This is a genomic window from Massilia sp. NP310, from assembly GCF_019443485.1.
Lineage (GTDB): Bacteria > Pseudomonadota > Gammaproteobacteria > Burkholderiales > Burkholderiaceae_D > Telluria > Telluria timonae.
Genome location: NZ_CP080379.1, coordinates 571203 through 594434, shown reverse-complemented (window position 1 = coordinate 594434; position 23232 = coordinate 571203). Strand labels below are relative to the sequence as shown.

The following is a 23232-nucleotide window of genomic DNA, read 5'->3' as shown; positions in this document are numbered from 1 at the left end:
GGCGCAACCAACAGGAGAACAGCATGAACACCGCAGTTGCCACCACCCCAATCCAGAAAACACGCGGCGTCGAACGCATCATCAACGGCCAGTTCGTGATGGACGGCGCGGGCGTGAAGATCAACCGCGTGCTGACCGGTCCCCTGCAGCGCCGCCTGGATCCATTCCTGATGCTCGACGCCTTCGGCAGCGACAAGCCGGGCGACTACATCGCCGGCTTCCCGGAGCACCCGCACCGCGGCTTCGAGACCATCACCTATATGCTGGCCGGCCGCATGCGCCACCGCGACAGCGCCGGCAACGAGGGCATGATCACCGATGGCGGCGTGCAGTGGATGACCGCCGGCCGCGGCGTGATCCACTCCGAGATGCCGGAGCAGAACGAGGGCTTGATGGAGGGCTTCCAGCTGTGGCTGAACCTGCCCGCCAGCGACAAGATGATCGAACCCTGGTACCGCGACATCCCGCTCGAGGAAGTGCCGCGTTTCACGCTGGACGATGGCGTGACCGTCCAGGTGATCGCCGGCAGCACCCACGGCGTGGATGGGGCCGTGCAGCGCGCGCATACCGAGCCGCTGTATCTCGACCTGGAGATCCCCGAAGGCGTGAGCTTCGAGCAACCGATCCCGGCCGGCCACAATGCCTTCGTCTACGTGTTCCGTGGCGAGGCGGTCATCGAGGGCAAGGGCGTCGGGCAGGCGCGCATGGCGATCCTCGATAATGCGCCCGGCGCCGACGGCGTGCGCATCAAGGCCCTGGCGCCGACCCGCCTGTTGGTGCTGGCCGGACGGCCTCTGAACGAACCGATCGCGCAGTACGGTCCGTTCGTGATGAACACCCAGGCCGAACTGCAGCAGGCAGTGGAGGACTTCCGCGCCGGCAGGTTCACTTGAACGATCGGCAGCAGGGCGCCCCAAACCGCCCTGCTGCCCCCCTATGCGAGGTTCCCGGCCATGCGCTACACTCGCGGGATGACACAAGCGCAAGACATCTCGTAATGGCACTGCTGGACACCCTCGGCGACCTGTGGTCGCGTGCAAGCCGGGCCATGGGCCTGGAAAATGCCGACCGCTTCCCGCCCGGCCACGCCTATCCGCACACCCGCTGGAACAAGGCGTATTTCGACATCCCGTCCGACTACAAGGCCGACCGGATGGAGAGCATCGTCTGCGCCGCGATCGCCAACACACCCTATGTGTTCGGCGAGATCCGCAATCCAACCCCGCGCATGCAGCGCGCGCTGCTGTCCATCATCGAATCGCGCCTGCGCCGCGCCGATGCGCCGGCCGACCTGGTGCACCTGTTGATCAAGGCCTACCGCCAGCCGCACACGCCGGACATCGTGCCGGGCCTGCGCGCGGCGATCGCCGCCAATGCCCAGTACGATGCCAACATCCAGGCGCATGCGGTGCTGGCCTACCTGGGCGACGCGCCGGCCGGGTTCGGGGTCATCGAGGCGCAGGGCTGAGCCGCTCCTCGACATAGGCCAGCCATTTGTCGGCGGGATTCGCCCGGCCCTCGATGGTCGCGACGTGCTCGTAGCTGCGCGCGATGACCGGATCCCCGACGAATACCAGATACCGCTCGCCGACGACGAACCAGGGCTCGATGCTGCAAAAGTGCATCCGGGCGTAGCGGCCGCCTCCGGCCTCCCAGAATTCTTCGCGGCCCTGGTTGGCCTCAGGCCCCGGGTCATGGAAGGTGGTCGGCGGCGAGACACCCATGAGCGTGAAGGTCGCGCGGTCCGCGCCGCGCCAGCGCTTCTCGACCACGAATTCGTACTCGACCGGGTATTGCGCCAGGTATCGTTCGTCGTCCCGATTCGCGGGGCCGCTGTGCCCGGTCGCCGGATTCCAGCCCAGATAGGGCAGCATCCAGGCCGGCGTGTCGCGCGGGCGGTCCGGCGCCGGCCCGGGCCTGGGCGTCGCGCGCACCACCTTGACGAGCGAGACGTCGCCGGCACGCGCGACCTGCTCCTGCGCACTGAGCCGCTGCGGCAGGAAACGGCAGGCCAGGGCCGGCTGGGCCGCACCCGCAAGCAGCAGCAACCCAAGCAGCGCCCTGGTGTTCCATCGCTTCATATGGCTCCCTCCGGATCGGCAGCGACACCGAATATCGGCCTCGCCCCAGGGGATAGTATCACTTGCGCTTTTACCGATAGAATATCGCCACCTTTTTTCTCCAGCCTACGCTACCCATGACTTCCCCCCGCCAGTATCAATTCAAATCCATCAACTACACCGGCCTGCAGGCCGGCCCGCGCGTCATCATCATGGGCGCGACCCATGGCAACGAGGTGTGCGGCACCAAGGCGATCCAGCGGGTCATGGAAGAAATCGACAGCGGCAAGCTGCACATCGCGGCCGGCAGCGTGACCTTCGTCCCGATCGTCAATCCGCTGGCCTACGCCCAGAACACCCGCAACGGCGACCGTAACCTGAACCGCGACCTGTTCCCGAAAGAGAAGCCGCTGGACTTCGAGGACCAGGTCGCCAACTGGCTGTGCCCCCTGCTCGGCCAGCACGACGTGCTGCTCGACCTGCACTCCTTCGCCGCCACCGGCGAGCCGTTCGTGATGGTCGGGCCGCTCGACAACGACGGCACGCTGCAGCCGTTCCGCCACGCCGCCAAGGAGCGCGCCTGGGCGCGCCGTCTCGGCGTGCGCCGCTTCGTCGACGGCTGGCTGGCCACCTATGGCGACGGCGTGCAGCGCCGCAGCCGCAGCGTCGACGAACTGGAAACCGTGCTGCGCTACGGCGTCGGCACCACCGAGTACATGCGCAGCACCGGCGGCTACGCGCTGACGCTCGAATGCGGCCAGCATGACGATCCGGCGGCGCCGGACGTCGCCTACCGCGCCATCATGAACACCCTGGCCCACCTGGGCTTGACCACTGCACCCGATCCGCAACCGGTGGCATTCGAGGAGATGGAAGCGCTGTCGATGGTCGTGGTGCACGACAAGCTGCACGCGGACGACGCCTTCGTGCGTCCGTGGAAGAGCTTCGACCCGGTGATCGAAGGCGAACTGCTCGGCCATCGCGCCGACGGCACGCCGGTGGTGGCCGAATTCGGCGGGCGCATCCTGTTCCCGGCCGCGAACGCCGCCGCCAACACCGAGTGGTATTACCTGACCCGTCCTAACGCGACCTTCGGCCGCGAGTAAGGCTGCCAAGCACGCATTTCGATCCGTCGCCAGCAAACATTTCCTGAATATCGTAAGATGACGATATTCGGATCGAAAGAACCCGATATAAGGAAAACCATGGACATCGACGCGATCCACAAGGCCCTGGCCAACCCGGTGCGGCGCCAGATCCTGCAGTGGCTCAAGGAGCCGCAGCAGCACTTCATCGAGCAGGAACATCCGCTCGAGATGGGTGTGTGCTGCAAGCTGATCGACCAGAAAACCGGACTGTCGCAATCGACGGTGTCGGCGCACCTGGCCACCCTGCAGCGCGCCGGGCTCGTGAACACGCGCCGCGTCGGGCAATGGATTTTCATCCAACGGAACGAGGAGGCGATCCAGGCCTTTCTCGCACAACTGAACGACGGACTTTAGGAATAACCCGATGACTACAATGTTTGACCCGATCAAGGTGGGCGCCCTCGAATGGCCGAACCGCATCGTCATGGCGCCGTTGACCCGCTCGCGCGCCGATGGCGGCGCACGCGTGCCGAATGCGCTGATGGCCGAATACTATGTGCAGCGCGCGTCGGCCGGGCTGATCCTGTCCGAAGCGACGTCGGTGACCCCGATGGGCGTCGGCTACGCCGATACGCCGGGCATCTGGTCCGACGAACAGGTCGAGGGCTGGAAGATCGTCACCGAGGCCGTGCACAAGGCCGGTGGCCGCATCTTCCTGCAGCTGTGGCACGTGGGCCGCATCTCCGATCCGTCCTTCCTGGACGGCGAGCTGCCGGTCGCGCCGTCGGCGATCCAGCCGGAAGGCCACGTGAGCCTGCTGCGTCCGAAGCGTCCCTACGTCACCCCGCGCGCGCTCGAACTCGATGAAATCGCCGGCATCGTCGCCGCCTACCGCAAGGGCGCCGAGAACGCCAAGAAGGCCGGTTTCGACGGCGTCGAAGTCCATGGCGCCAACGGCTACCTGCTCGACCAGTTCCTGCAGGATTCCACCAACAAGCGCACCGACGCCTATGGCGGCCCGATCGAGAACCGCGCGCGCCTGATGCTGGAAGTGACCGACGCCTGCATCGAGGTCTGGGGCGCCGACCGCGTCGGCATGCACCTGGCGCCGGCGCGCGATTCGCACGATATGGGCGACTCGACCCCGGCCGAGACTTTCGGCTACGTCGCGCGCGAGCTGGGCAAGCGCAAGATCGCCTTCATCTTCACCCGCGAAGGGCAAGGTCCGGACGCGCTGGGCCCGATGATCAAGAAGGAGTTCGGCGGCGTCTGGATCGCCAACCAGCAGCTGACCCGCGAACAGGCCGAGGAACTGATCGCCAGCGGCAGCGCCGACGCGGTGTCGTGGGGCCAGCTGTTCATCGCCAATCCGGACCTGCCGAAGCGCCTGCAACTGAAGGCGCCGCTCAACGAGCCGAACACCGACACCTTCTACCATCCGGGCGCGGTCGGCTATACCGACTACCCGACGCTGGAACAGGCCGCCTGATTTTTCGTTTTCGCCACCGCTTCGCTGCCCTGTCGCCGGCGAAGCGGCGGCGCCTCTTTCGACGGGACCTTCGCGGTCCCGTTTCTTCGTATTGACACCGGCATCGAATCCGCATGCCGAGAGTACGCAATCTCTCCAACAGGTGTCCAGCGTGGAACGTTAGTGCTATTCTTGCGCGATTGACATTTCGCGCACCCAGATGCGCCCACCCGAGAGAGGATATTCAGTGAACTTTCCCGCACACCGCGTGATGGCCGTTGCCATCGCTTCCGCCTTCGTCTTCGGCGGCGCCGTTCACGCCGCACCGGCACAACAAGCCCCGGCCCGCGCCGAAACCGCCTTCCTCTCGCAGGCCGATGCGTTCGCCCGTTCCGCGCGCATCGCGAACGTGGACTATGTGCTGGACTTTACCCTGACCGGCAAGGAAACCTTCGCCGGCACCACGACCGTCACCTTCGACCTCAAGGACACGCATTCCGCGGTCACCCTCGACCTCAACAAGGCCACCGTCAAGTCGGTCAGCGTCAACGGCAAGCCGGTCCAGGCGCGCTACAACAACTGGTTCATCACGATCGACCCGGCGCATCTGGCCAAGGGCCGCAACACCGTCACCGTCGCCTACGAGCGCCTGCACAGCACCAATGGCGAAGGCCTGCACCGCATGGTCGACCCGGCCGACGGCCGGGTGTACACGTATTCGCACTTCGAGCCGGTGGCGGCCCAGCAGATGTTCCCGCTGTTCGACCAGCCCGACCTGAAGGCCAGCTATACCGTCAGCGTCACCGCGCCGAAGGATTGGCACGTGGTCACCACCACCCGCGAGACCAGGATCGATGACGCCGGCGCCAACCGCCGCTGGAGCTTCAAGCAGACGAAGCGCCTGAGCCCCTACAACTTCTCGCTGCACGCCGGTCCTTACCAGGTCTGGGAAGACAATAGCGGCAAGTACCCGATGCGCCTGTTCGCGCGCCAGTCGCTGGCCAGGCAGGTGGTCCCGGCCGACTGGTTCCGCCAGACCAAGGCCGGCATGACCTTCTTCGAAGAGTATTTCGGCATCCCCTACCCGTTCGAGAAGTATGACCAGCTGATCGTGCCCGACTTCCTGTACGGCGCGATGGAAAACGCCGGCGCCATCACCTTCGCCGAAGCGCGCTACGGCGTGGCCAACATGACGGCCGACCAGAAGCAGTCGATGACCGAAGTGATCATGCACGAGATGGCGCACCAGTGGTTCGGCAACCTGGTCACCATGAAGTGGTGGAACGGCCTGTGGCTGAACGAAAGCTTCGCTTCCTTCATGGGCATCCTGGCCACCGCCGAGTCGACCGAGTTCAAGGATTCGTGGCAGAAGTTCTACCAGACCGGCAAGCAGCGCGCCTACATCCAGGACCAGACCGCGAGCACCCACCCGATCGAGGTGCCGGTGCCGTCGTCCGCCAACGCCTTCGACAATATCGACGCCATCACCTATTCGAAAGGGGGCGCCGCCCTCAAGCAGCTGCGCCACCTGCTGGGCGAGGAAGTGTTCCGCAAGGGCGTGCACAACTACCTGGTCAAGTATTCGTGGCAGAACGCCACCCTCGATGACTTCATCAATACGCTGGCCAGGACCGCCGGCCGCGACCTGTCAGGCTGGACCAGGGAATGGCTGTACCACGCCGGCGTGAACACGATCGCCGCCAATTACAGCTGCAGCAACGGCAAGATCAAGGACTTTACCCTTACCCAATCGGCGCCGAGCAAGGAGCTGCCGACCCTGCGCGAACAGCGCGTGCAGGTGGCCGCCTTCAAGATCGACGGCGGCAAGCTGTCCCTGGTCAAGAACGTGCCGGTGACCTACAAGGGCGCAAAGACTGCGGTCAAGGATCTGGACGGCGCGGCCTGCCCTGACCTCGTCTACCCGAACTACCAGGACTGGGGCTATGCGAAAGTCCAGCTGGACGCCCGCTCGTTCGATACCGCGCGCACGAAATTGTCGCAGGTCGATGATCCGCTGCTGCGCGCCATGCTGTGGCAAAGCCTGTGGGACAGCGTGCGCGACGCCCAGCTGCCGCTGAACGACTTCATCACCGTGGCCCTGAACAATGCGCCGCAAGAGAAGGACTACACCCTGCTCGGCGACGTGCTGGGCAAGGTCGTCCAGTCGAAGGCCTACCTCGACGCCATGCGCCTCGACAGCGCGTATGCGAAGCAGACCTATGCAGCCCTGGAGAAGATGGCCTGGGACGGCGTGCTGGCGCACAAGGCCGACGCCGACGTCCAGCGCCGCTGGTTCAATCTCTACGTGAGCGTGGCGTCGAGCCCCGAGGCGCTGGCGCGCCTGGCCGGCATCCTCGACGGCAAGGTCGACGCCGCCGGCCTGCAGCTCACCCAGGAAATGCGCTGGTCGATCATCGCCCACCTCAACCGCTACAATCACCCCGGCGCCGACGCGCTGGTCGCGGCGGAAAGCGCGCGCGACAAATCCGACGCCGGCCAGGTGGCGGCGGTGGCGGCCACCGCATCGCGTCCGGATCCGAAGGTCAAGGCAGAATGGGTCGGGAAGATCGAAGACCTCAAGACGCCGCTGCCGTTCTCGCGCATCCGCACGGCGATGGGCAGCGTGTTCCCGGCCGAACAGGGCCAGCTGAGCGAGCTCGAGGCCGATGCGCGCCTGGCACGCCTGCCGGCGATCGACAAGGCGGCCGGCCCGGTCTATATGCGCGCCTACGCCACCACCATGATCCCGACCGCGTGCACGCCGCACAGCGTGCAGCGCCTGAGCCGCGCCGCCGACGGGATGAAGGACCTGTCGGCGTTCACCCGCCGCTCGTTGCTGGACACCCTGCAGGACGAACAGCGCTGCGTGGCGATCAAGGCGGCGATGACGGCGCCGAAGTAAGCGCTCGATGCGCGCGGACGCCGGCCTGATGCCGCGCCGCGCGCCGGGTTGGCCGCTGGCGGCCACGCTCGGCGCGCACCTGCTGCTCGCATGGTGGTGGTTTGACGCCACCAGCGTGCGGGCGTTACCGTCCATCGTGCCGGCGCTGCGTGAAGTCCTCGTGGTGCCGGTGCTGGTGCCGCCGCCTGCCCCCGAATCCTCACCACCCGCTCCGATTCCCCGTTCCTCTGCTCGCTCGCCGGCACGCCCTTCGGTCGAAGCGCAGCCTGTCACGACCGCTCCTGCCATTGCCCCGTTAGCGGAGTCTGCCGCTGAAGCCTATCCCGACCCGCTGGCGCAGCCCGCGCCGCAAGACGATGCCGCATCCGAAGAAGCGACGCTGGCCGGCCGCGCCAGGCGTGCCGCCGGCAGCGCCGATCACGACCTACGCAAAGGCAAGCTGGCTCCACTCGAACCGACCGACACGCCATGGAAGCGCTTTGCCAGCGCCGTCGAGGGCGCCCGCAAGGACAGCTCACTCACGCAGACCTCGGAGAGCTACACATCCCCCGACGGCACCATCGTCTACCGCTTCCGCAAGAATGGTAAATATTACTGCCGCACGGGTGGCGGCGTGCGTCCGAGCATGTTCGGCGCCGAGGGCGGCGGCGCGGTCCTGTTCGACAAGCCCGGCGGCGGCGGTATCGCCGGCCTCGTGCCCTGTCCCTCCCAGGCCGAGTTCAAGCGCGACTGAACTCCGCTCGTCGGCGTCGACGGTGAAACGCACAGTTCCGCCACCCTGCGCCAGGCACCGTCGGCCCCGCACTCTGCCGGCGGATGTTCGCGCAGCAGCGCGCCCAGGTCGAGCGGCGCGCCCACACGCACCTTGACCCCGCGCGCGATCGGCACGCACAGCGCGTCATGCCAGGCCGCCGCATGGCCTTCGGGTGTTGGCAGTGGGCCGCGCAGCCTGACGGCGGCCTCCTCGCATGCGGCGCTGCTGGCGAACTCGCCGCGCAGGCTGCTGCTCGCCAGCGTGACGTCGAGGTTCTGTTGCAGGTACAGCAGCAGGATCATCGTGAACATATAATGCCCAGGTTCGCGGCCCCGGCCGCGCTTGCAGAGGACACACTTTGGACTGGGATTATCCGCAACCGTTCATCCTGCCGGTCATGCCGCAGGCCGGCGACATCGATGGCCTGAACCACACCAACAACGCCGTCTACGTGCGCTGGTGCGAACAGGCCGGCTGGGCCCATTCGGAAGGGCTGGGCCTGTCGCTGGACGACTACCGGCGCCTGGACCGCGCGATGGCGATCCGGCGCGGCGATTACGCGTACCTGCTGCCCACCGTGGAAGGCGAGGCGCTGAGCCTGGCCACCTGGCTGGTCGGCGGCGACGGCAAGCTGACGATGGAGCGCCGCTTCCAGCTGGTGCGCGACAGCGACGGCGCCACCGTGCTGCGCGGGCGCTGGGAACTGGTCTGCATCGAGATCGGCAGCGGCCGGCCGCGCCGCATGCCGGCCGCGTTCCTGGACACGTATATGCCGGTGGTGGTCGCTGCGCCGACCGCTTGATTTCGACGTCCCGCGGCGTGCGCGCATTGCGCATGCTCAAGGACGAGTTTGATCGATCCGGCATCCCCCTCGCATGGGCAGGCTCAGACTGGTTCCGTCACCTGCTCTAATGACGAGGACGCAATGCGCCGGATTTTGCCCGAGGTCTTGACCGCCGTTCGCCTGCTGATATACCCGCTCGTGCGCCGGCGCATGCAGCTGGGCGTGTTCTGGCTGCTGGCCTGCCCGCTGTTGGCGGGGCAATTGCTGGCCGGCTGCCGGCTGCGCGACGGCGGGCACGAAGAACTCGTGGTGCCCGAACTGGTGCGCACCCACCTCCATGTCGCGCCCAACGGCTCGGACAGCAATCCCGGCACCCGCGCCGAACCCTTCCGCACCCTCGCGCGCGCGGCCCAGGTGGTCACGCCGGGTACGACCGTGCACGTCGCGCCCGGCATCTATTCGGGCGGCGTGCGCACCACCACCAGCGGCACGCTCGAGGCGCGCATCATCTTCCAGAGCACCGAGCGCTGGGGCGCCAGGATCGTGCCGCCGCTCGACGCGCGCCAGAGCGCGGCCTGGGACAACCGCGGCAACTACGTCGACATCATCGGCTTCGAGATCGACGGCACCCAGTACCAGAGCGGCATGAAATGGCTGAGCGGCATCTACAACGGCGGCTCGCACAACGGCGTGCACGGCAACCGCATCCACCACATCGGCAACGACGTGCCGTGCGAGTCCAAGGGCGGCTCCGGCATCGGCATCGACAGCTATTACAAGGGCGTGGACGTGGTCGTGACCGGCAACCACGTGCACGACATCGGCCCGCCCGGCTGCCGCTACATGCACGGCATCTACGTCAGCACCACGGCCAGCGTGCGCGGCAACGTCGTCTACCGCGTGTCCGGCGCCGGCATCCATCTGTGGCACGACGCCAACCGCGTGACCGTGCGCGGCAATACCGTGGCGGCCTCCGGCACCGGCATCGTCGTCGGCGGCGGCGACTTTTATCACAGCAAGGGGCCGAACGACCACACCCACGTCAGCAACAACATCGTCTACGACAACAACAACGGCATCCTCGAACAAGGGGCGATCGGCCGCCACAACAGCTTCCGCAACAACCTCGTGTACCAGAATGCCGGCGACGACTGGAAGCTGTCGCCCGGCCGCGAGCATGTCGGCAGCATCAGCGCGCCGCCTCAGTTCGTCGAGTACAGCGCCAGCGGCACGCCGGACTTCCGCCTGCGCCCCGGGTCGCCGGCGATCGGACAGGGCTTGCCATCCGAATCGGCGCCGCCCGGCAGCGGCAATACCGGGGCGCGGCCGATGCGCAAGGCGGACATCGGGGCGCTGCCGGCGGCGCCGCCATCCTGAGGTTTACAAGACTTCGCGCACCCGCTCGAACGGCCGGCACAGGCGCACGCCGTTCGGCGTGACCACGAAGGGCCGCTCGATCAGGATCGGATGCGCGGCCATCGCATCGAGCAGCGCCGCATCCGTCACCTCCGGCCGGTCGAGGCCCAGCTCGGCGTACAGGGCTTCCTTGCGGCGCACCGCGTCGCGCGGCTGCAGGCCGGCATCCGCGATCAGGCGCGCCAGTTGCTCGCGGCCCGGTGGATTGGCCAGGTACTCGACCACTTGCGGTTCGTGGCCGGCCTCGCGGATGGCGGCCAGGGTGTTGCGCGAGGTCCCGCAGCGCGGGTTGTGATAAATCGTGATATCCATTGTCATTACACGTAGTGGCGGATTGTCATTGGCTTGTCGTTCAGACAGCGGCATGATAACCACAGCGCATACCCGGCACCAGCATTTTTGCTTGTCCCCCCTCTCCGCTCCGGCTAGAATCCCACGCTTCATTTTCTAGAGCGTAATCAAAAATTCCCGTAGCAACATGCCATTACGCCCAACCGGAGACCCGATGAACGATCACCTGCAGCGTCCCGAGGCACTGCCCACCCTGCGCCAGCGCACCGCGCTGCGCGTGCTGCAGCTGTTCGGCTGGAAGCTGTATTTCAAGCCACTGCCCGGTCCGCACGGCATCGTCGTGGTCTATCCGCACACCTCGAACTGGGACTTCCCGATCGGCCTGGTCGCCAAATGGGCGCTCGACCTGCCGTTTCGCTGGCTGGCCAAGGATTCGCTGTTCCGCGGCGCGATGGGTCGCCTGATGCGCTACTGGGGCGGGATCGCAGTGGACCGCAGTTCGCCGATGGGCGCCACGCGCCAGCTGGCCCAGAAGATGCTGAAGGAAGACTGGTGCTGGGTCGCCATCACCCCGGAGGGCACGCGCGGCTACCGTCCGCACTGGAAGAGCGGCTTCTATCACCTGGCGCGCACCGCCAACGTGCCGCTGCTGCTGGTCAGCTTCGATTACAAGAAGAAGGAGCTGCGCGTGACCGCCACGCTCGATCTCAGCGGCGACGTCGAAGCCGACATGGAAGCGATCCGCGGCGTCTACCGGGACGTCACCGCCCTCTCTCCCGAGAACGCCGCGCCGATCCGGCTCGCCCCGCGCGACGACAACGAAGCGCAGCGCAAGCGCGCCTGAACTCAGGCGCCCGGCTGCGGCCGGCCCGCCGCGCTCGACCCCGCCAGCCTGTCCCAGGCATTCGCCGCGCTCAGGAACACCTGCCCGCTGAGCTGGCCCAGCAGGTCGCTGTCGCGCAGCCGGTCCATCACCGGCCCCTTCACTTCGGCCAGGTGCAGGGTCACGCCGCGCTGGCGCAGCGACGCGTTCAATTCGCCCAGGCCGAACAGGGCCGAGGTGTCGATCGCATTCACCGCCGACAGCACCAGCACCAGGTGGGTTGTAGAGGCACGCTGCGCCAGTTCCTCGTCGATGCGCTCGTTCACCGCGTCCACGTTGCCGAAGAACAGGCCGGCGTCGATCCGCAGCATCAACAGGCCGGGCGTGGTTTCGGCTGAATAACGGTCGACATTGCGGAAGTGTTCGGTGCCGTGGATGCGGCCCAGCACCGCGATGTGGGGCCGGCTGGCGCGCCAGATCAGCGCGCCCATCGACAGCGCCACGCCCACCAGCACGCCCGCCTCCACCCCCAGCACCAGCACGCCACCGGCGGTGGCCAGCAGCGCCAGCGCGTCGGCGCGGTCGTAGCGCCAGGCGGTGCGCAGGGTCGACCAGTCGAGCATGCCCAGCACCGCCACGATGATGGTCGCGGCCAGCGTCGGCAGCGGCAGCAGGGCCAGCCAGCCGGTGGGCGCCACCAGCGCCAGGGCCAGCAGGCCGGCCGTGATCATGCTCGCCAGCTGGGTATTGGCGCCGGCCGCGAAGTTCACCGCCGAGCGCGAGATGCTGCCGGTGACCGGAAAGCCGCCGGAGAGGGCGCTGCCGACGTTGGCCGCGCCCAGACCGACCAGCTCGCGGTTGCTGGCCAGCTTCTCGCCGCCGCGCTTGAGCGCCAGCGCCTGCGCGCCGGACATGCTGATCAAAAACACCATGAAGCCGATCAAGAGCGCCGGCTGCAGCAAGGCCTGCCAGTGGCCGCTCGAGGTGGCCAGGTTCAGGCCCGGCAAGCCGGCCGGCACCGCGCCGACGGTGGCCACGCCCAGCGCCTCAAGGCCCAGCAGCGGCACCAGCGCGGTCGCGCCCAGCACCACGAACATCGGCGCCAGCTTGGCCGCGATGTCGGCCACGACGGGCTTGACGCGCAGCCGGCGCAGCAGCGGCGCCAGCCACTCGCGCGCCATCACCAGCAAGGCCAGGGAGCCCAAGCCCAGCGCGATGCTGGGCCAGCGCGCATACCAGTCCCGGGTCGCGTCCAGCGTGAGCGGGCCGCCGACCAGGGTGCGCAGCTGGCCCCAGGCGATGACGATCGCCGAGCCGATGGTGAAGCCGCTCATCACCGGGCGCGAAAAGAAATTGGCGAGAAAGCCGATGCGCAGCAGGCCGCAGGCCAGCAGGACCAGGCCCGACATCAGCGCCAGCTGGGCCGCCAGCACGCCATACAGGCCGGTGCCGGGCGTGGCCAGCGGCGCGAGCGTCGACGCCGTCATCAGCGACACGATGGCCATCGGCCCCACCGACTGGGTGCTGCTGGTCCCGAACAGCGCGTACAGCAGCGGCGGGAAGATGCTGGCGTAGATCCCGACCACCGGCGGCAGTCCGGCCACCAGCGCATAGGCCATGCCCTGCGGGATCATCATCATCGCCACCACGATGCCGGCGCTGATGTCGCCCGGCAGCGCGGCGCGCCGGTACTCGCGCAGCCACTGAAGCATGGATTACCCTGGGAGGTCTTGCCTGTTTGAAAGGCCGCTAGCGTAGCATAAATACCGCATATCGATATTCGGTTTGTGATCGTCCGGTCGCCGCGATGGGCGCGACACCGGCCGCACGCCCTCAGGACATCGCCAGTTCCACGCAGTTGCGCCCGGCCCGCTTGGCGCGCGCCAGTGCGGCATTGGCCCGCACCGCGAGCGAGTCGCCGCTCTCGCTCTCGCCCAGCTGGGCCACCCCCAGGCTGATGGTCACGTGGTCGCAGCCCGGGATCTCGACCTGTTCGATGGCGGCGCGCAGCTTCTCGGCCATCCTGAGGCCGTCGATCGCGCTGGTATGCGGCGCGATCACCAGGAATTCTTCTCCGCCCGCGCGCACCAGCACGTCGCTGGCGCGCAGCAGCGCGCGCGCGGTGTCGGCCACGGTGCGCAGCACGATGTCGCCGACCGGATGCCCGAAGCTGTCGTTGACCTGGCTGAAGCGGTCGATATCGAAACTCACCAGCGCCAGCGGCAGGCGGTAACGGCGGGCGCGCTTGATCTCCTGCTCGAGCAGGTGTTCGCCGTGGCGGCGGTTGGCGACCTCGGTCAGGGCGTCGGTCGTGGCCAGGTGGGTCACGCGCGCCAGCAGGGCCTCGTTCTCGCGCGTGACCTCGGCCATGCGCAGGCCATGCGCGGCCAGCTGGGCCAGGTCGTCCAGCGCCTGCAGCTGCGCGCGCGAAAAGGCGCGCGCATGGTCGAACATCAGGCACAGCGAGCCACGCGGGCCGCCCGGGCCCGGGCCCGGGATCGGCAGGCCGACCGCCATGCGCACGCCGAAGCCCTCCAGGCTGGCCGCCAGTTCGGGCTCGCCCGCCTTTTCCGGCGCGTCGAGCAGGGTGAACTCGCCGCTGGCGGCGGCCAGCAGGCCGGGAAAGGCGTGGCGCAGCGGCGACTGCAGCAGGCGGCCCTCGACCTCGAGCAGCGCCATCAGGTGCAGGCCGGCCACACCCTGCTCGGCTTCCAGGTGCAGGTCGCCGTCGCGGTGCTGGAACAGCGCCGCATGCACCAGGCCCGGCCAGCCCGACAAGGCCGCGCACAGGCGCTCGGCGAAGCGCACGCTGTCGTCGGCGTGGTCCAGCGCCTCCTGGCTGGCGCCGCGCAGCGCCAGCAGCGTTTGCAGCGCTTCCTCGGCCGGGCTCGGGGCCGGCGCGCGCGCGAAGCCGGCGCGCAGGCGCGCGTCCAGCAGCGCGCGCGTCTGCTGCGCGCGCAGCGGGCCGATCGCATAGTCGATCGGGCCGAAGGCCATCAGCGCCGGCAGCCAGCGCGCGTTGGTGAAGGGGCACAGCACCAGGATCGGCTTGCCGGCCCGTTCGGCCACCAGGGCGCCCAGGGCCGCCAGGTCGATGCCCAGCTCGCAGCGTTCGAGGTCCAGCACCACGAGGTCGGCCGGCTCGCGTTCCAGCAGGCCGCGCGCCTGGGTCGCGCCGGAGGCCACCCGCAACTGCGCGAAGACCCCGGCGCAGGCGCTCTGGAAATCGGCGCGGCGCTGGCCCACCGGGTTCACGAACAGGCAGCTGTAGTCGATGTTCACTTCATCGGCGCGCGCGCCCTCTTCTCCCATTCTCATCCTCCAAAACGTTTCCTGGCATTACCGATTCGACATGTTTGCCTCGCGAGTGTGCCATAACCGCGGCGCTGTGTGTGGAACCGCACCGTCGCGCCGCGCCGCGCGTCCAATACTCTCCAGATCGAACGTACATTCATGGGAGAAGCACGATGGGACAGCAGGACGACGTGGCAAACAAGCAGAAGGCCATCCAGAACCGCCAGGACCAGATCGATGGCAGCATGCAGAAGGCCGAGAGCCGCGACGAGGCGGTGCAGACCGGCGTGCGCCAGCCCGAGACGCCAATGCCCGCCCAGCACCTGGCCAAGCCCGGCATCGAGGCGCAGATGGAACTCAAGCCGAAGTTCATGGCCGAGGGCTACAAGGGCAGCGGCAAGCTGGAAGGCATGAGCGCCATCGTGACCGGCGCCGACTCCGGCATCGGCCGTGCGGTCGCGGTGCTGTTCGCGCGCGAAGGCGCCGACGTGGCCGTGATGTACCTGAACGAACACGAAGACGCCGAGGAAACCAGGCGCTGCGTCGAGGCCGAGGGCCGCCGCTGCGTGACCATCTCGGGCGACGTCAAGGACGCCGCCTTCTGCAACGAGGCAGTGGAAAAAGTCGTGGCCGAATTCGGCCGCCTGGACGTGCTGGTGAATAACGCCGCCTTCCAGGAACATGCGAATTCGCTGCTCGACATCACCGAAGAGCGGCTCGACGAGACCTTCCGCACCAATATCTACGGTTACTTCCACATGGCGAAGGCATGCCTGCCGCATCTCAAGCAGGGCGCGTCCATCATCAACACCGGCTCGGTGACCGGCCTGCAGGGGTCGAAGAAGCTGCTCGACTATTCGGCCACCAAGGGCGCGATCCACGCCTTCACGATGTCGCTCGCCTCGAGCCTGATCGAACAGGGCATCCGCGTCAATGCGGTGGCGCCGGGCCCGGTCTGGACTCCGCTGAACCCGGCCGACCAGCCGCCCGAGCAGCTGAAGGAATTCGGCGCCCAGACCGACTACAAACGCCCGGCCCAGCCGGAAGAACTGTCGCCGGCCTATGTGTTCCTGGCCTCGCCAGTGTGCTCGGGCTACATCACCGGCATCGTGCTGCCGATCACCGGTTCGGTCGGCTGACCGGCCGGCCTGCGAACGACAAGGAGGACATCCATGCGCAGCATGTGGAAGGGGGCGATCAGTTTCGGGCTGGTCCATATTCCGGTCGATATGTATACCGCGGTCGAAAGCAAGGGGCTGGACCTGACCATGCTCGACCGGCGCGACTTTTCGCCGGTCGGTTTCAAGCGCTACAACAAGGGCAACGGCAAGGAGGTGGCGTGGGACGACATCGTCAAGGGCTACGAATATGAAGACGGCGAGTACGTCGTCCTGTCCGACGAAGACCTGCGCCGCGCCAACCCCGAAGCGACGCAGACCATCGACATCCAGGCCTTCGTGGATGCCGAGGACGTGCCGCTGATCTACTACGACCAGCCGTATTACCTCGCGCCGGGCAAGGGCGGCGCCAAGGTGTATGCCCTGCTGCGCGAGACCCTGCGCGAGGCCGGCAAGATCGGCATCGCGCGCGTGGTCATCCGCGTCAAGCAGCACCTGGCGGCGCTGGTGTGCGTGGGCGACACCATCGTGCTCAACACGCTGCGCTATCCGGACGAGATGCGCGATGCGGGCGAACTCAAGATCCCGTCGCCCGACTCCAAGACCGCCGCCGTCACCGTCAAGGAACTCAAGATGGCGATGGCGCTGGTCGAGGGCATGAGCGAGGACTGGGCGCCGGAGCAGTACCACGACACCTACCGCGAGGACGTGCTGGCCCTGGTCAAGAAGAAGATCAAGGCCAGGCAGACCAAGACCATCACCCAGCCCGAGCCCGAGAAAGAAAAACGCACGAGCGGCAAGGTCATCGACCTGGTCGCCCTGCTCCAGGCCAGCCTGGGCAAGAAGCCGGCCAGGGCCGCGCTGGCGGCGGCGCTGGAAGATGACGACGACGATGACGACGATCCGCCGCCGCGCAAGTCGAAAAAGCCGGCGGCCGGCGACGACGACGACGACGAGGTCCACGTGCCGCGCGCACGCAAGACGGCGGGATCGGGCAGCCGTGCGGGCGCGAGCGCCGCCAAGTCGACGCGGGCTACGGCGAGCAAGACCGCGGCCAAGCCGGCGGCGAAGAAAGCGGTCGCCAGGAAAGCGTCCGCCAAGGCGCCGGCACGCAAGAAGGCGGCGTGAGGATGGAGGGACTGATCGACCTCCTTCAATGGCCGGCGATGCTGGTCAGCCTCTACGCCGCCTTCCTGATCGGCTCCAAGCGCGCCGAACGCCGGGTGTTCGGGTTCTGGATGTTCATCCTCAGTAACCTGCTGTGGATCGTGTGGGGCTGGCACGACGAAGCCTGGGCCCTCATTACCCTGCAGCTGGCGCTGATGGCGATGAACGTGCGCGGCATCTTCAAGAACGGCGATTGAAGAACTTGACAATGGGAAACGCCGCGCATATCATTTTTGCTGAATTTATAAAATCTATCGCGGCAATAAATTCACAACACTTTCGGATTTGCTAGTTTCTTGATAGAATCTCTTCATTGATTTTTCATCAGTGATAAGGAGATTCTATAATGACACAAGCACGCCTCACCACCGCCTCCGGCATCCCGGTCGCCGACAACCAGAACTCGCTGAGCGCCGGCCCGCGTGGCCCGCTGCTGCTGCAGGATTTCCACCTGATCGAAAAGCTGCAGCACTTCAACCGCGAGCGCATCCCTGAGCGCGTCGTCCACGCCAAGGGTTCGGGCGCCTATGGCAGCTTCACCGTCACCCACGACATCACCGGCCTGACCAAGGCGAACCTGTTCGCCCACGTCGGCAAGCAGACCCCGGTCTTCCTGCGCTTCTCGACCGTCGGCGGCGAAAAAGGCAGCGCCGACACCGAACGCGATCCGCGCGGCTTCGCGCTGCGCTTCTATACCGAGGAAGGCAACTGGGACCTGGTCGGCAACAACACGCCGGTGTTCTTCATCAAGGACCCGATCAACTTCCCGGACTTCATCCACACCCAGAAGCGCGATCCGCAGACCAACCTGAAGTCGGCCAATATGATGTTCGACTTCTGGAGCAATGCGCCGGAAAGCCTGCACCAGGTGACGATCCTGTTCTCGGACCGCGGCACCCCGGACGGCTACCGCCACATGGACGGCTTCGGCAGCCACACCTATAGCCTGATCAACGAACAGGGCGAGCGCGTCTACGTGAAGTGGCACTTCAAGACCCGCCAGGGCATCAAGAACCTGAGCGCCGCGGACGCCACCCGCATCGCCGGCAGCGATCCGGATCACGCCCAGCGCGACCTGTTCAATGCGATCGCCGCCAACGACTTCCCGCAGTGGGACGTGCAGGTGCAGGTCGCGACCATCCAGGAGCTGGAAGCCTGGAGCGCGCGCACCGGCTGGAATCCGTTCGACCTGACCAAGGTGTGGCCGCATGGCGACTTCCCGGTGCAGCCGGTCGGCGTGCTGGAACTGAACCGCAACCCGCAGAACTACCACGCCGAGGTCGAGCAGGCTGCCTTCTCGCCGGCCAACGTGGTGCCGGGCCTGGGCTACTCGCCCGACAAGATGCTGCAGGGCCGCCTGTTCGGCTACCACGACGCCCAGCTGTACCGCGTCGGCACCAACCACCAGCACCTGCCGGTGAACGCCCCGCGCTGCCCGGTCCACAACCACCAGCGTGACGGTTCGATGGCGATCGCCAACGGCGGCGCGGCGCGCAATTACTACACGCTGAACAGCGTGGGCGCCGGCGCCACCGGCATGGGCCACGGCGAGCGCGAACTGGCCCTGGAAGGCGATGCCGGCCGCTTCGACTTCCGCGGCCAGGAAGACGATTACACGCAGGCCGGCAACCTGTTCCGCCTGATGGACGCCCAGGCGCGCCAGAACCTGTGCGACAACCTGGCCGGCCCGCTGAGCCAGGTGGACGAGGACATCCTGCAGCGCCAGCTGGGCCACTTCGACCTGGCCGACCCGGCGTATGGCCGCGGCGTGCGCGCCTCGCTCAAGGCGCTGGGCAGGAACGTCGACTAAGCACTCGCCCTCAAGCTTCTCCCTCCTTGCCGCCACCCGGACCGCCAGTTCCGGTGTGGCGGTTTTTTTATTCAGGGCTCGAAGCCGAGCGCCTTCATCGCTTTTGTCAGCGTCTTCGCCGCCCTGGCATAACCGTCCCACGGCGCATTGCCCTCGTCCAGCCGCGTGTGCACATTGGCCACCGTCCACTGCGTGCTCGACCTCAGGCCAGGCAACTCTTCCCAGCGCAGCGGCACCGAGATCCCGAGCCCCGGCCGCACCCGGGCCGACCAGGCCGCGACCGTGGTCGCGCCCTGCCCGTTGCGCAGGTAGTCGATGAAGATCTTGCCGACCCGGTTCTTCGGGCCGCTCTTGAAGGCGAAGCGGTCGGGCAAGGTGTCGGCCATATGGCGCACGATCGCCTGCGAGAACGCCTTCACCGTATCCCAGTCGTGACCACCCTTGATCGGCACCACCACGTGCAGGCCCTTGCCGCCGCTGGTCTTGAGGAAGGCCGGCAAGCCCAGTTCGTCGAGGAAGGCATGCATCAGCTGGGCCGCCTCCTGCATCGCCGGCCACTCGACGCCCTCGCCCGGGTCGAGGTCGAACACCATGCGGTTCGGCTTCTGGTAGCTGCCCTTGAACGCGTTTTGCGTGTGGATCTCGACCACGTTCCACTGCGCCGACGACAGGATGCCTTCCACGCTTGCCACTTCGAGCATCGGCGGATGGTCGGGGTCGAGCGCCTGGTCCAGGTGGCGCAGGCCCGGCATCTTGCGCACGTCGGCGTGCTTCTGGAAGAACAGTTCGCCGCCCACGCCCTCGGGCGCGCGCACCAGCGATACCGGACGCCCCTTCAGGTGTTCCATCATCAGCTCGCCGACCAGCGCGTAGTAGCGAATCAGGTCGAGCTTGGTCGCGCCGCTCTCCTTGTCGATCACGCGGTCGCCATTCGTGATCTTCATCGTCGCCGGGAGCCTGCCCGGCGCCGAAACAGGGTCCGCAGCGTCTGTCGCGGATGCGTCGTCCATATGCTGTGCCTTTTCACGTGTGATGCCCTTGGCCGGCTTGTCTTCGCGCAAGCCCTGGAATACCGGGTGGCGCACCGCGCCGGCGCTGGTCCATTCGGAGAAGCTGACCTCGGCCACCAGCACCGGCTTGACCCAGTGGTGCTTGCGGCCGGGAACGGCGCGCGGCGGGAAAGGACTCTCGTCGCTGCGCAACTTTTCCAGCCGCTTGGCGATCGCGGCCAGCGAGGAATGGTTGAAGCCCGAGCCGACGTTGCCCGCGTAGCGCAGCACGCCTTCTTCGTCATACGTTCCGAGCAGCAGCGAGCCGATGCCGGTACGCGAACCCTTGGGGTCGGTGAAGCCGCCGATCACGAATTCCTGGCGCAGCCCGCACTTGAGCTTGATCCAGTCGGGCGAGCGCCGCGACACATAGCGCGCACCGCGCCGCTTGCCGATCACGCCTTCCAGCCCGATCTTGCAGGCCGCGACCACCAGCTCGTCCGGCTTGTTGCCGAACTCGGCCGAGAAACGGACCTTGTCCGACTTCTTCTTCGCGAGCAGCTGTTCGAGCAAGCCGCGCCGGTCGACCAGCGGCAGCTCGCGCAGGTCGTGGCCGTCGAAGTATGGCACGTCGAACAGGAAGAATTCGATGTGTTCGGCATGCTTGCCGTCGAAGGCCAGCTGCAGCTTGCCGAAATCGGGCTTGCCGTTCTCGTCGTGGACCACGATCTCGCCGTCATACCAGCCGTCGGGCAGCTTCATGCGCTCCAGCTCGGCCTTGAGCGGCAACAGCTTGTCGGTCCAGTCGTTGGCATTGCGCGTGATCAAGCGCACCGCGCCGTCCTCGATGCGCGCCAGCATGCGGTAGCCGTCGAACTTGACCTCGAATACCCAGTTCTCGGGGTCGGGCGGCGGCGCGTCCACCAGCGTGGCCAGCTCGGGCGAGAATTTTTCAGGCAAGGCGACCAGGGCGGAAGCCGGCGCCGCCCTGGGCTTGGCGGCGGCTTTTTTCTTCGCCGGCGTTCTTTTTTTCGACGCCGGCGCCTGCTCCTCCTCCTCTTCTTCGCGCAGCGCCTCGACCTTGCGCTGCACCCGCTCGGGCATCGGCAGGTCCTTGACGCTGTCAGGCATCTCGTCGACCAGCGAGAATTCCTCGGATGAGCGCGCGTACTCGTCCTTCTCCTTGATCAGCAGCCACGGTTCCTGCTTGTCGTCGCCGCGGCCCTTCATGCGCACCAGGGTCCAGCGACCGTGCATCTTGTGGCCGTGCATCTCGAACTTGATGCTGCCCTTGGCGAATCCCTTGTGCGGGTCTTCCAGCGGTTCCCAGGTGCCCTTGTCCCAGATGATGACTTTGCCTGCGCCATATTGCTTGGCCGGAATCGTTCCTTCGAAATCGGCATACGAGATCGGGTGGTCCTCGACATGCACCGCCATCCGCTTGTCGTGGGTGTCGTAACTGGGGCCTTTCGGCACCGCCCAGCTCTTCATCGTGCCGTCCAGCTCGAGCCGGAAATCGTAGTGCAGGCGGCTGGCCCAATGCTTCTGGATAACGAAGGTCAAGGCGTCCACGCCGGGCGTGCCGCCTTCGGCCGGCTCTGACGTGATCGTGAAGTTGCGCTTGGCTTTATAGACTTTCAGTGCGTCCGGCATGGCGATGCTCCAGGAACCTATTGATCACAGCCTATTCCTGCCTCGCGTCGGGGACTGTACGGCAGCGAACGCTGACCGGGGTCGTTGAGATAAATGTAAGTGGATGTAAATGCCGTCAACTGGACGGTAACGCGCCCCGTTATCTGCTCAGTAACACGACGCAGAAACACCTGGATTGCTCTACGGAGCCCCACGAGATCAACCGAGTTTCAAACCACTATAAAGGAATGACACCATGAGCAAAATCGCCGCTACCCTGATCGCTGGTCTGTTCGCTACTTCCGTGTTCGCCCAGACCCCTGCCACCACGCACGACCAGGCGCACGCCACCAAGGACGCGGCCAAGGCCGACGCCAAGCATGCGAAAGAAGCCGCCAAGGCCGACGAGAAGGTAGAGAAGGCCACTGCCGAAGCGAAGGCCGACGTGGCCAAGGCCGAGGCGAAGGCAGCCGAGAAGAAGGCTGAAGCCAAGGCCGACCAGGCCGAAGCGAAGGCCGACAGCGTCGCGCGCTCGCAGTAATCCCCGGGCTCAGGGTCCTCATCAGAAGCCGGCTCGAGCCCCACCATATCGCGGCATTCCCCACGCCGCCCCCGTGCAAAAGACAGGCCATCCTGTCTTTTGCCACGCCTGCTCTACAATAGGATTTTGCCCGCCACTCCAAAGGACACCATGGACCGTATCGTCTTCCTCGACCGCGACAGCCTGCAGGCCAATGTCCGCGTGCCCGGCTTTGCGCATACCTGGCAGGACTACGCGGGCACCAGCCCCGACGAGGTCGTGGAACGCCTGGCCGGCGCCACCGTCGCGATCACCAACAAGGTGCCGCTGCGCGCCGCGGCGATAGCGCAACTGCCCGACCTGAAACTGGTCGCCGTCGCGGCCACCGGCCTTGATAACGTCGACCTGGCTGCCTGCCGCGAACGCGGCATCGTGGTCTCGAACATCCGCGACTACTCGCTGGTCTCGGTGCCCGAACACTGCGTCACCCTGATGCTGGCGCTGCGCCGCAACCTGCGCGCCTACGCCCTCGACGTCGAGGCCGGCAAATGGGAGACCTCCAGCCGCTTCTGCCTGCTCGACCACCCGATCGGCGACCTGGCCGGCAGCCGCCTGGGCATCGTCGGCTACGGCGCGCTCGGCAAGCGGGTCGCCGGCATCGCGCGCGCCTTCGGCATGCGGGTGGCCGCCACCTCGCGTTCGCCGATCCCGGATCCGGACGTCACCCAACTGGCGCTGGACGAGCTGCTGTCCACCTCGGATATCGTCAGCCTGCACCTGCCGCTCACCGAAGACACCCGCGACCTGATCGGCCGGCGCGAGCTGGGCCTGATGAAGCCGGGCGCGCTCCTGATCAACACGGCGCGCGGCGGCCTGGTCGACGAGGCGGCGCTGGCCGAGGTGCTGATGGAAGGCCGCATCGGCGCCGGCTTCGACGTCCTCTCCAAGGAGCCGCCGTCGTCCGGCAATCCCCTGCTCGGCCTGCGCCTGCCGAACTTCATCCTGACCCCGCACGTGGCCTGGGCCAGCGCCGGCGCCATGCAGACGCTGGCCGACATGCTGGTCGATAATATCGAAGCCTGGCAGGCCGGCGCGCCGCGCAACGTGGTCTGACGT

General features: G+C 66.9%; 20 protein-coding genes and 1 pseudogene. 16 read left to right on the top strand and 5 right to left on the bottom strand.

Features of this window, described 5'->3' with window-relative positions:
- Positions 1 to 23: 23 nt before the first annotated feature.
- Positions 24 to 893 carry a pirin family protein gene (locus KY496_RS02755; RefSeq protein WP_219863753.1) on the top strand — a complete coding sequence of 290 codons (870 nt, stop codon included), beginning with the start codon at positions 24 to 26 and terminating at the stop codon, positions 891 to 893.
- Between the two features lie 104 nt (positions 894 to 997).
- Positions 998 to 1468 (top strand): hypothetical protein, encoded by a 471-nt coding sequence (locus KY496_RS02750; RefSeq protein ID WP_005670010.1) that lies wholly within the window; start codon positions 998 to 1000, stop codon positions 1466 to 1468.
- Here KY496_RS02750 and KY496_RS02745 read toward each other — a convergent pair.
- Positions 1449 to 2081, bottom strand: coding sequence for a hypothetical protein (locus tag KY496_RS02745; protein WP_219863751.1), 633 nt, complete (start codon positions 2079 to 2081; stop codon positions 1449 to 1451). The two genes, KY496_RS02750 and KY496_RS02745, sit on opposite strands and share 20 nt — an antisense overlap.
- A 116-nt stretch (positions 2082 to 2197) precedes the next feature.
- Here KY496_RS02745 and KY496_RS02740 point away from each other — a divergent pair, with 116 nt between their 5' ends.
- From KY496_RS02740 to KY496_RS02710, 7 genes are all read left to right on the top strand, one after another.
- On the top strand, positions 2198 to 3166 hold the full coding sequence (locus KY496_RS02740; protein WP_219863749.1) for a succinylglutamate desuccinylase/aspartoacylase family protein: 969 nt from the start codon (positions 2198 to 2200) through the stop codon (positions 3164 to 3166).
- Positions 3167 to 3265: 99 nt separating this feature from the next.
- The gene (locus KY496_RS02735; RefSeq protein WP_005670005.1) at positions 3266 to 3562 is read left to right on the top strand and encodes a helix-turn-helix transcriptional regulator; all 297 of its coding nucleotides are present in this window, start codon (positions 3266 to 3268) and stop codon (positions 3560 to 3562) included.
- 10 nt (positions 3563 to 3572) lie between these two features.
- Entirely contained in the window at positions 3573 to 4637 is a 1065-nt protein-coding gene (locus tag KY496_RS02730) for an alkene reductase (RefSeq protein ID WP_005670003.1), read from the top strand.
- 226 nt (positions 4638 to 4863) lie between these two features.
- Complete coding sequence (pepN, locus tag KY496_RS02725; protein ID WP_229520403.1) at positions 4864 to 7518, top strand: aminopeptidase N; 2655 nt, start codon at positions 4864 to 4866, stop codon at positions 7516 to 7518.
- A 7-nt stretch (positions 7519 to 7525) separates the two neighbouring features.
- The gene (locus KY496_RS02720; RefSeq protein ID WP_219863747.1) at positions 7526 to 8251 is read left to right on the top strand and encodes a hypothetical protein; all 726 of its coding nucleotides are present in this window, start codon (positions 7526 to 7528) and stop codon (positions 8249 to 8251) included.
- Positions 8252 to 8630: 379 nt separating this feature from the next.
- Positions 8631 to 9074 (top strand): thioesterase family protein, encoded by a 444-nt coding sequence (locus tag KY496_RS02715; protein WP_005669997.1) that lies wholly within the window; start codon positions 8631 to 8633, stop codon positions 9072 to 9074.
- Between the two features lie 123 nt (positions 9075 to 9197).
- Positions 9198 to 10433 carry a right-handed parallel beta-helix repeat-containing protein gene (locus KY496_RS02710; RefSeq protein WP_005669995.1) on the top strand — a complete coding sequence of 412 codons (1236 nt, stop codon included), beginning with the start codon at positions 9198 to 9200 and terminating at the stop codon, positions 10431 to 10433.
- Positions 10434 to 10439: 6 nt separating this feature from the next.
- Here the strand turns inward: KY496_RS02710 and arsC are convergent.
- Positions 10440 to 10784 (bottom strand): annotated as a pseudogene (gene arsC / locus KY496_RS02705) (arsenate reductase (glutaredoxin)); the annotation flags it as partial.
- 193 nt (positions 10785 to 10977) lie between these two features.
- Here arsC and KY496_RS02700 point away from each other — a divergent pair.
- Positions 10978 to 11607: a 1-acyl-sn-glycerol-3-phosphate acyltransferase gene (locus KY496_RS02700; protein WP_219863744.1), complete on the top strand. Its 630-nt coding sequence runs from the start codon at positions 10978 to 10980 to the stop codon at positions 11605 to 11607.
- A 2-nt stretch (positions 11608 to 11609) separates the two neighbouring features.
- Here the strand turns inward: KY496_RS02700 and KY496_RS02695 are convergent, their stop codons facing one another.
- Both KY496_RS02695 and KY496_RS02690 read right to left on the bottom strand, forming a co-directional pair.
- Positions 11610 to 13298, bottom strand: coding sequence for a SulP family inorganic anion transporter (locus tag KY496_RS02695; RefSeq protein WP_005669990.1), 1689 nt, complete (start codon positions 13296 to 13298; stop codon positions 11610 to 11612).
- A 121-nt stretch (positions 13299 to 13419) separates the two neighbouring features.
- On the bottom strand, positions 13420 to 14898 hold the full coding sequence (locus tag KY496_RS02690) for a GGDEF domain-containing protein (protein WP_005669989.1): 1479 nt from the start codon (positions 14896 to 14898) through the stop codon (positions 13420 to 13422).
- Between the two features lie 155 nt (positions 14899 to 15053).
- Here KY496_RS02690 and KY496_RS02685 point away from each other — a divergent pair, with 155 nt between their 5' ends.
- The 4 genes from KY496_RS02685 to KY496_RS02670 all read left to right on the top strand — a co-directional run bounded on the left by KY496_RS02685 (position 15054) and on the right by KY496_RS02670 (position 18975).
- On the top strand, positions 15054 to 16019 hold the full coding sequence (locus KY496_RS02685) for an SDR family oxidoreductase (protein WP_005669987.1): 966 nt from the start codon (positions 15054 to 15056) through the stop codon (positions 16017 to 16019).
- 33 nt (positions 16020 to 16052) lie between these two features.
- Positions 16053 to 17126, top strand: a complete 1074-nt coding sequence (locus KY496_RS02680; RefSeq protein WP_005669984.1) for a Ku protein — start codon at positions 16053 to 16055, stop codon at positions 17124 to 17126.
- Between the two features lie 2 nt (positions 17127 to 17128).
- Positions 17129 to 17362 carry a hypothetical protein gene (locus KY496_RS02675; RefSeq protein ID WP_071363171.1) on the top strand — a complete coding sequence of 78 codons (234 nt, stop codon included), beginning with the start codon at positions 17129 to 17131 and terminating at the stop codon, positions 17360 to 17362.
- Positions 17363 to 17511: 149 nt separating this feature from the next.
- Positions 17512 to 18975 carry a catalase gene (locus tag KY496_RS02670; RefSeq protein WP_219863742.1) on the top strand — a complete coding sequence of 488 codons (1464 nt, stop codon included), beginning with the start codon at positions 17512 to 17514 and terminating at the stop codon, positions 18973 to 18975.
- 71 nt (positions 18976 to 19046) lie between these two features.
- On the opposite strand, the gene ligD is transcribed toward KY496_RS02670, so the two are convergent.
- A complete protein-coding gene (gene ligD, locus KY496_RS02665) occupies positions 19047 to 21617 on the bottom strand; it encodes a DNA ligase D (protein WP_219863740.1) in 2571 nt (856 codons plus the stop codon).
- Positions 21618 to 21852: 235 nt separating this feature from the next.
- Here ligD and KY496_RS02660 point away from each other — a divergent pair, with 235 nt between their 5' ends.
- Together KY496_RS02660 and KY496_RS02655 are read left to right on the top strand one after the other, a co-directional pair.
- On the top strand, positions 21853 to 22137 hold the full coding sequence (locus KY496_RS02660; protein ID WP_219863738.1) for a hypothetical protein: 285 nt from the start codon (positions 21853 to 21855) through the stop codon (positions 22135 to 22137).
- 150 nt (positions 22138 to 22287) lie between these two features.
- On the top strand, positions 22288 to 23229 hold the full coding sequence (locus KY496_RS02655; protein ID WP_184237746.1) for a D-2-hydroxyacid dehydrogenase: 942 nt from the start codon (positions 22288 to 22290) through the stop codon (positions 23227 to 23229).
- Positions 23230 to 23232: the final 3 nt, after the last annotated feature.

Excerpts from the sequence above, each read along its gene's own strand:
- KY496_RS02755 (WP_219863753.1), top strand. The coding sequence starts at position 24 with ATGAACACCGCAGTTGCCACCACCCCAATCCAGAAAACACGCGGCGTC.
- KY496_RS02750 (WP_005670010.1), top strand. The coding sequence starts at position 998 with ATGGCACTGCTGGACACCCTCGGCGACCTGTGGTCGCGTGCAAGCCGG.
- KY496_RS02745 (WP_219863751.1), bottom strand. The coding sequence starts at position 2,081 with ATGAAGCGATGGAACACCAGGGCGCTGCTTGGGTTGCTGCTGCTTGCG.
- KY496_RS02740 (WP_219863749.1), top strand. The coding sequence starts at position 2,198 with ATGACTTCCCCCCGCCAGTATCAATTCAAATCCATCAACTACACCGGC.
- KY496_RS02735 (WP_005670005.1), top strand. The coding sequence starts at position 3,266 with ATGGACATCGACGCGATCCACAAGGCCCTGGCCAACCCGGTGCGGCGC.
- KY496_RS02730 (WP_005670003.1), top strand. The coding sequence starts at position 3,573 with ATGACTACAATGTTTGACCCGATCAAGGTGGGCGCCCTCGAATGGCCG.
- KY496_RS02720 (WP_219863747.1), top strand. The coding sequence starts at position 7,526 with ATGCGCGCGGACGCCGGCCTGATGCCGCGCCGCGCGCCGGGTTGGCCG.
- KY496_RS02710 (WP_005669995.1), top strand. The coding sequence starts at position 9,198 with ATGCGCCGGATTTTGCCCGAGGTCTTGACCGCCGTTCGCCTGCTGATA.
- KY496_RS02700 (WP_219863744.1), top strand. The coding sequence starts at position 10,978 with ATGAACGATCACCTGCAGCGTCCCGAGGCACTGCCCACCCTGCGCCAG.
- KY496_RS02695 (WP_005669990.1), bottom strand. The coding sequence starts at position 13,298 with ATGCTTCAGTGGCTGCGCGAGTACCGGCGCGCCGCGCTGCCGGGCGAC.
- KY496_RS02690 (WP_005669989.1), bottom strand. The coding sequence starts at position 14,898 with ATGGGAGAAGAGGGCGCGCGCGCCGATGAAGTGAACATCGACTACAGC.
- KY496_RS02685 (WP_005669987.1), top strand. The coding sequence starts at position 15,054 with ATGGGACAGCAGGACGACGTGGCAAACAAGCAGAAGGCCATCCAGAAC.
- KY496_RS02680 (WP_005669984.1), top strand. The coding sequence starts at position 16,053 with ATGCGCAGCATGTGGAAGGGGGCGATCAGTTTCGGGCTGGTCCATATT.
- KY496_RS02675 (WP_071363171.1), top strand. The coding sequence starts at position 17,129 with ATGGAGGGACTGATCGACCTCCTTCAATGGCCGGCGATGCTGGTCAGC.
- KY496_RS02670 (WP_219863742.1), top strand. The coding sequence starts at position 17,512 with ATGACACAAGCACGCCTCACCACCGCCTCCGGCATCCCGGTCGCCGAC.
- ligD (WP_219863740.1), bottom strand. The coding sequence starts at position 21,617 with ATGCCGGACGCACTGAAAGTCTATAAAGCCAAGCGCAACTTCACGATC.
- KY496_RS02660 (WP_219863738.1), top strand. The coding sequence starts at position 21,853 with ATGAGCAAAATCGCCGCTACCCTGATCGCTGGTCTGTTCGCTACTTCC.
- KY496_RS02655 (WP_184237746.1), top strand. The coding sequence starts at position 22,288 with ATGGACCGTATCGTCTTCCTCGACCGCGACAGCCTGCAGGCCAATGTC.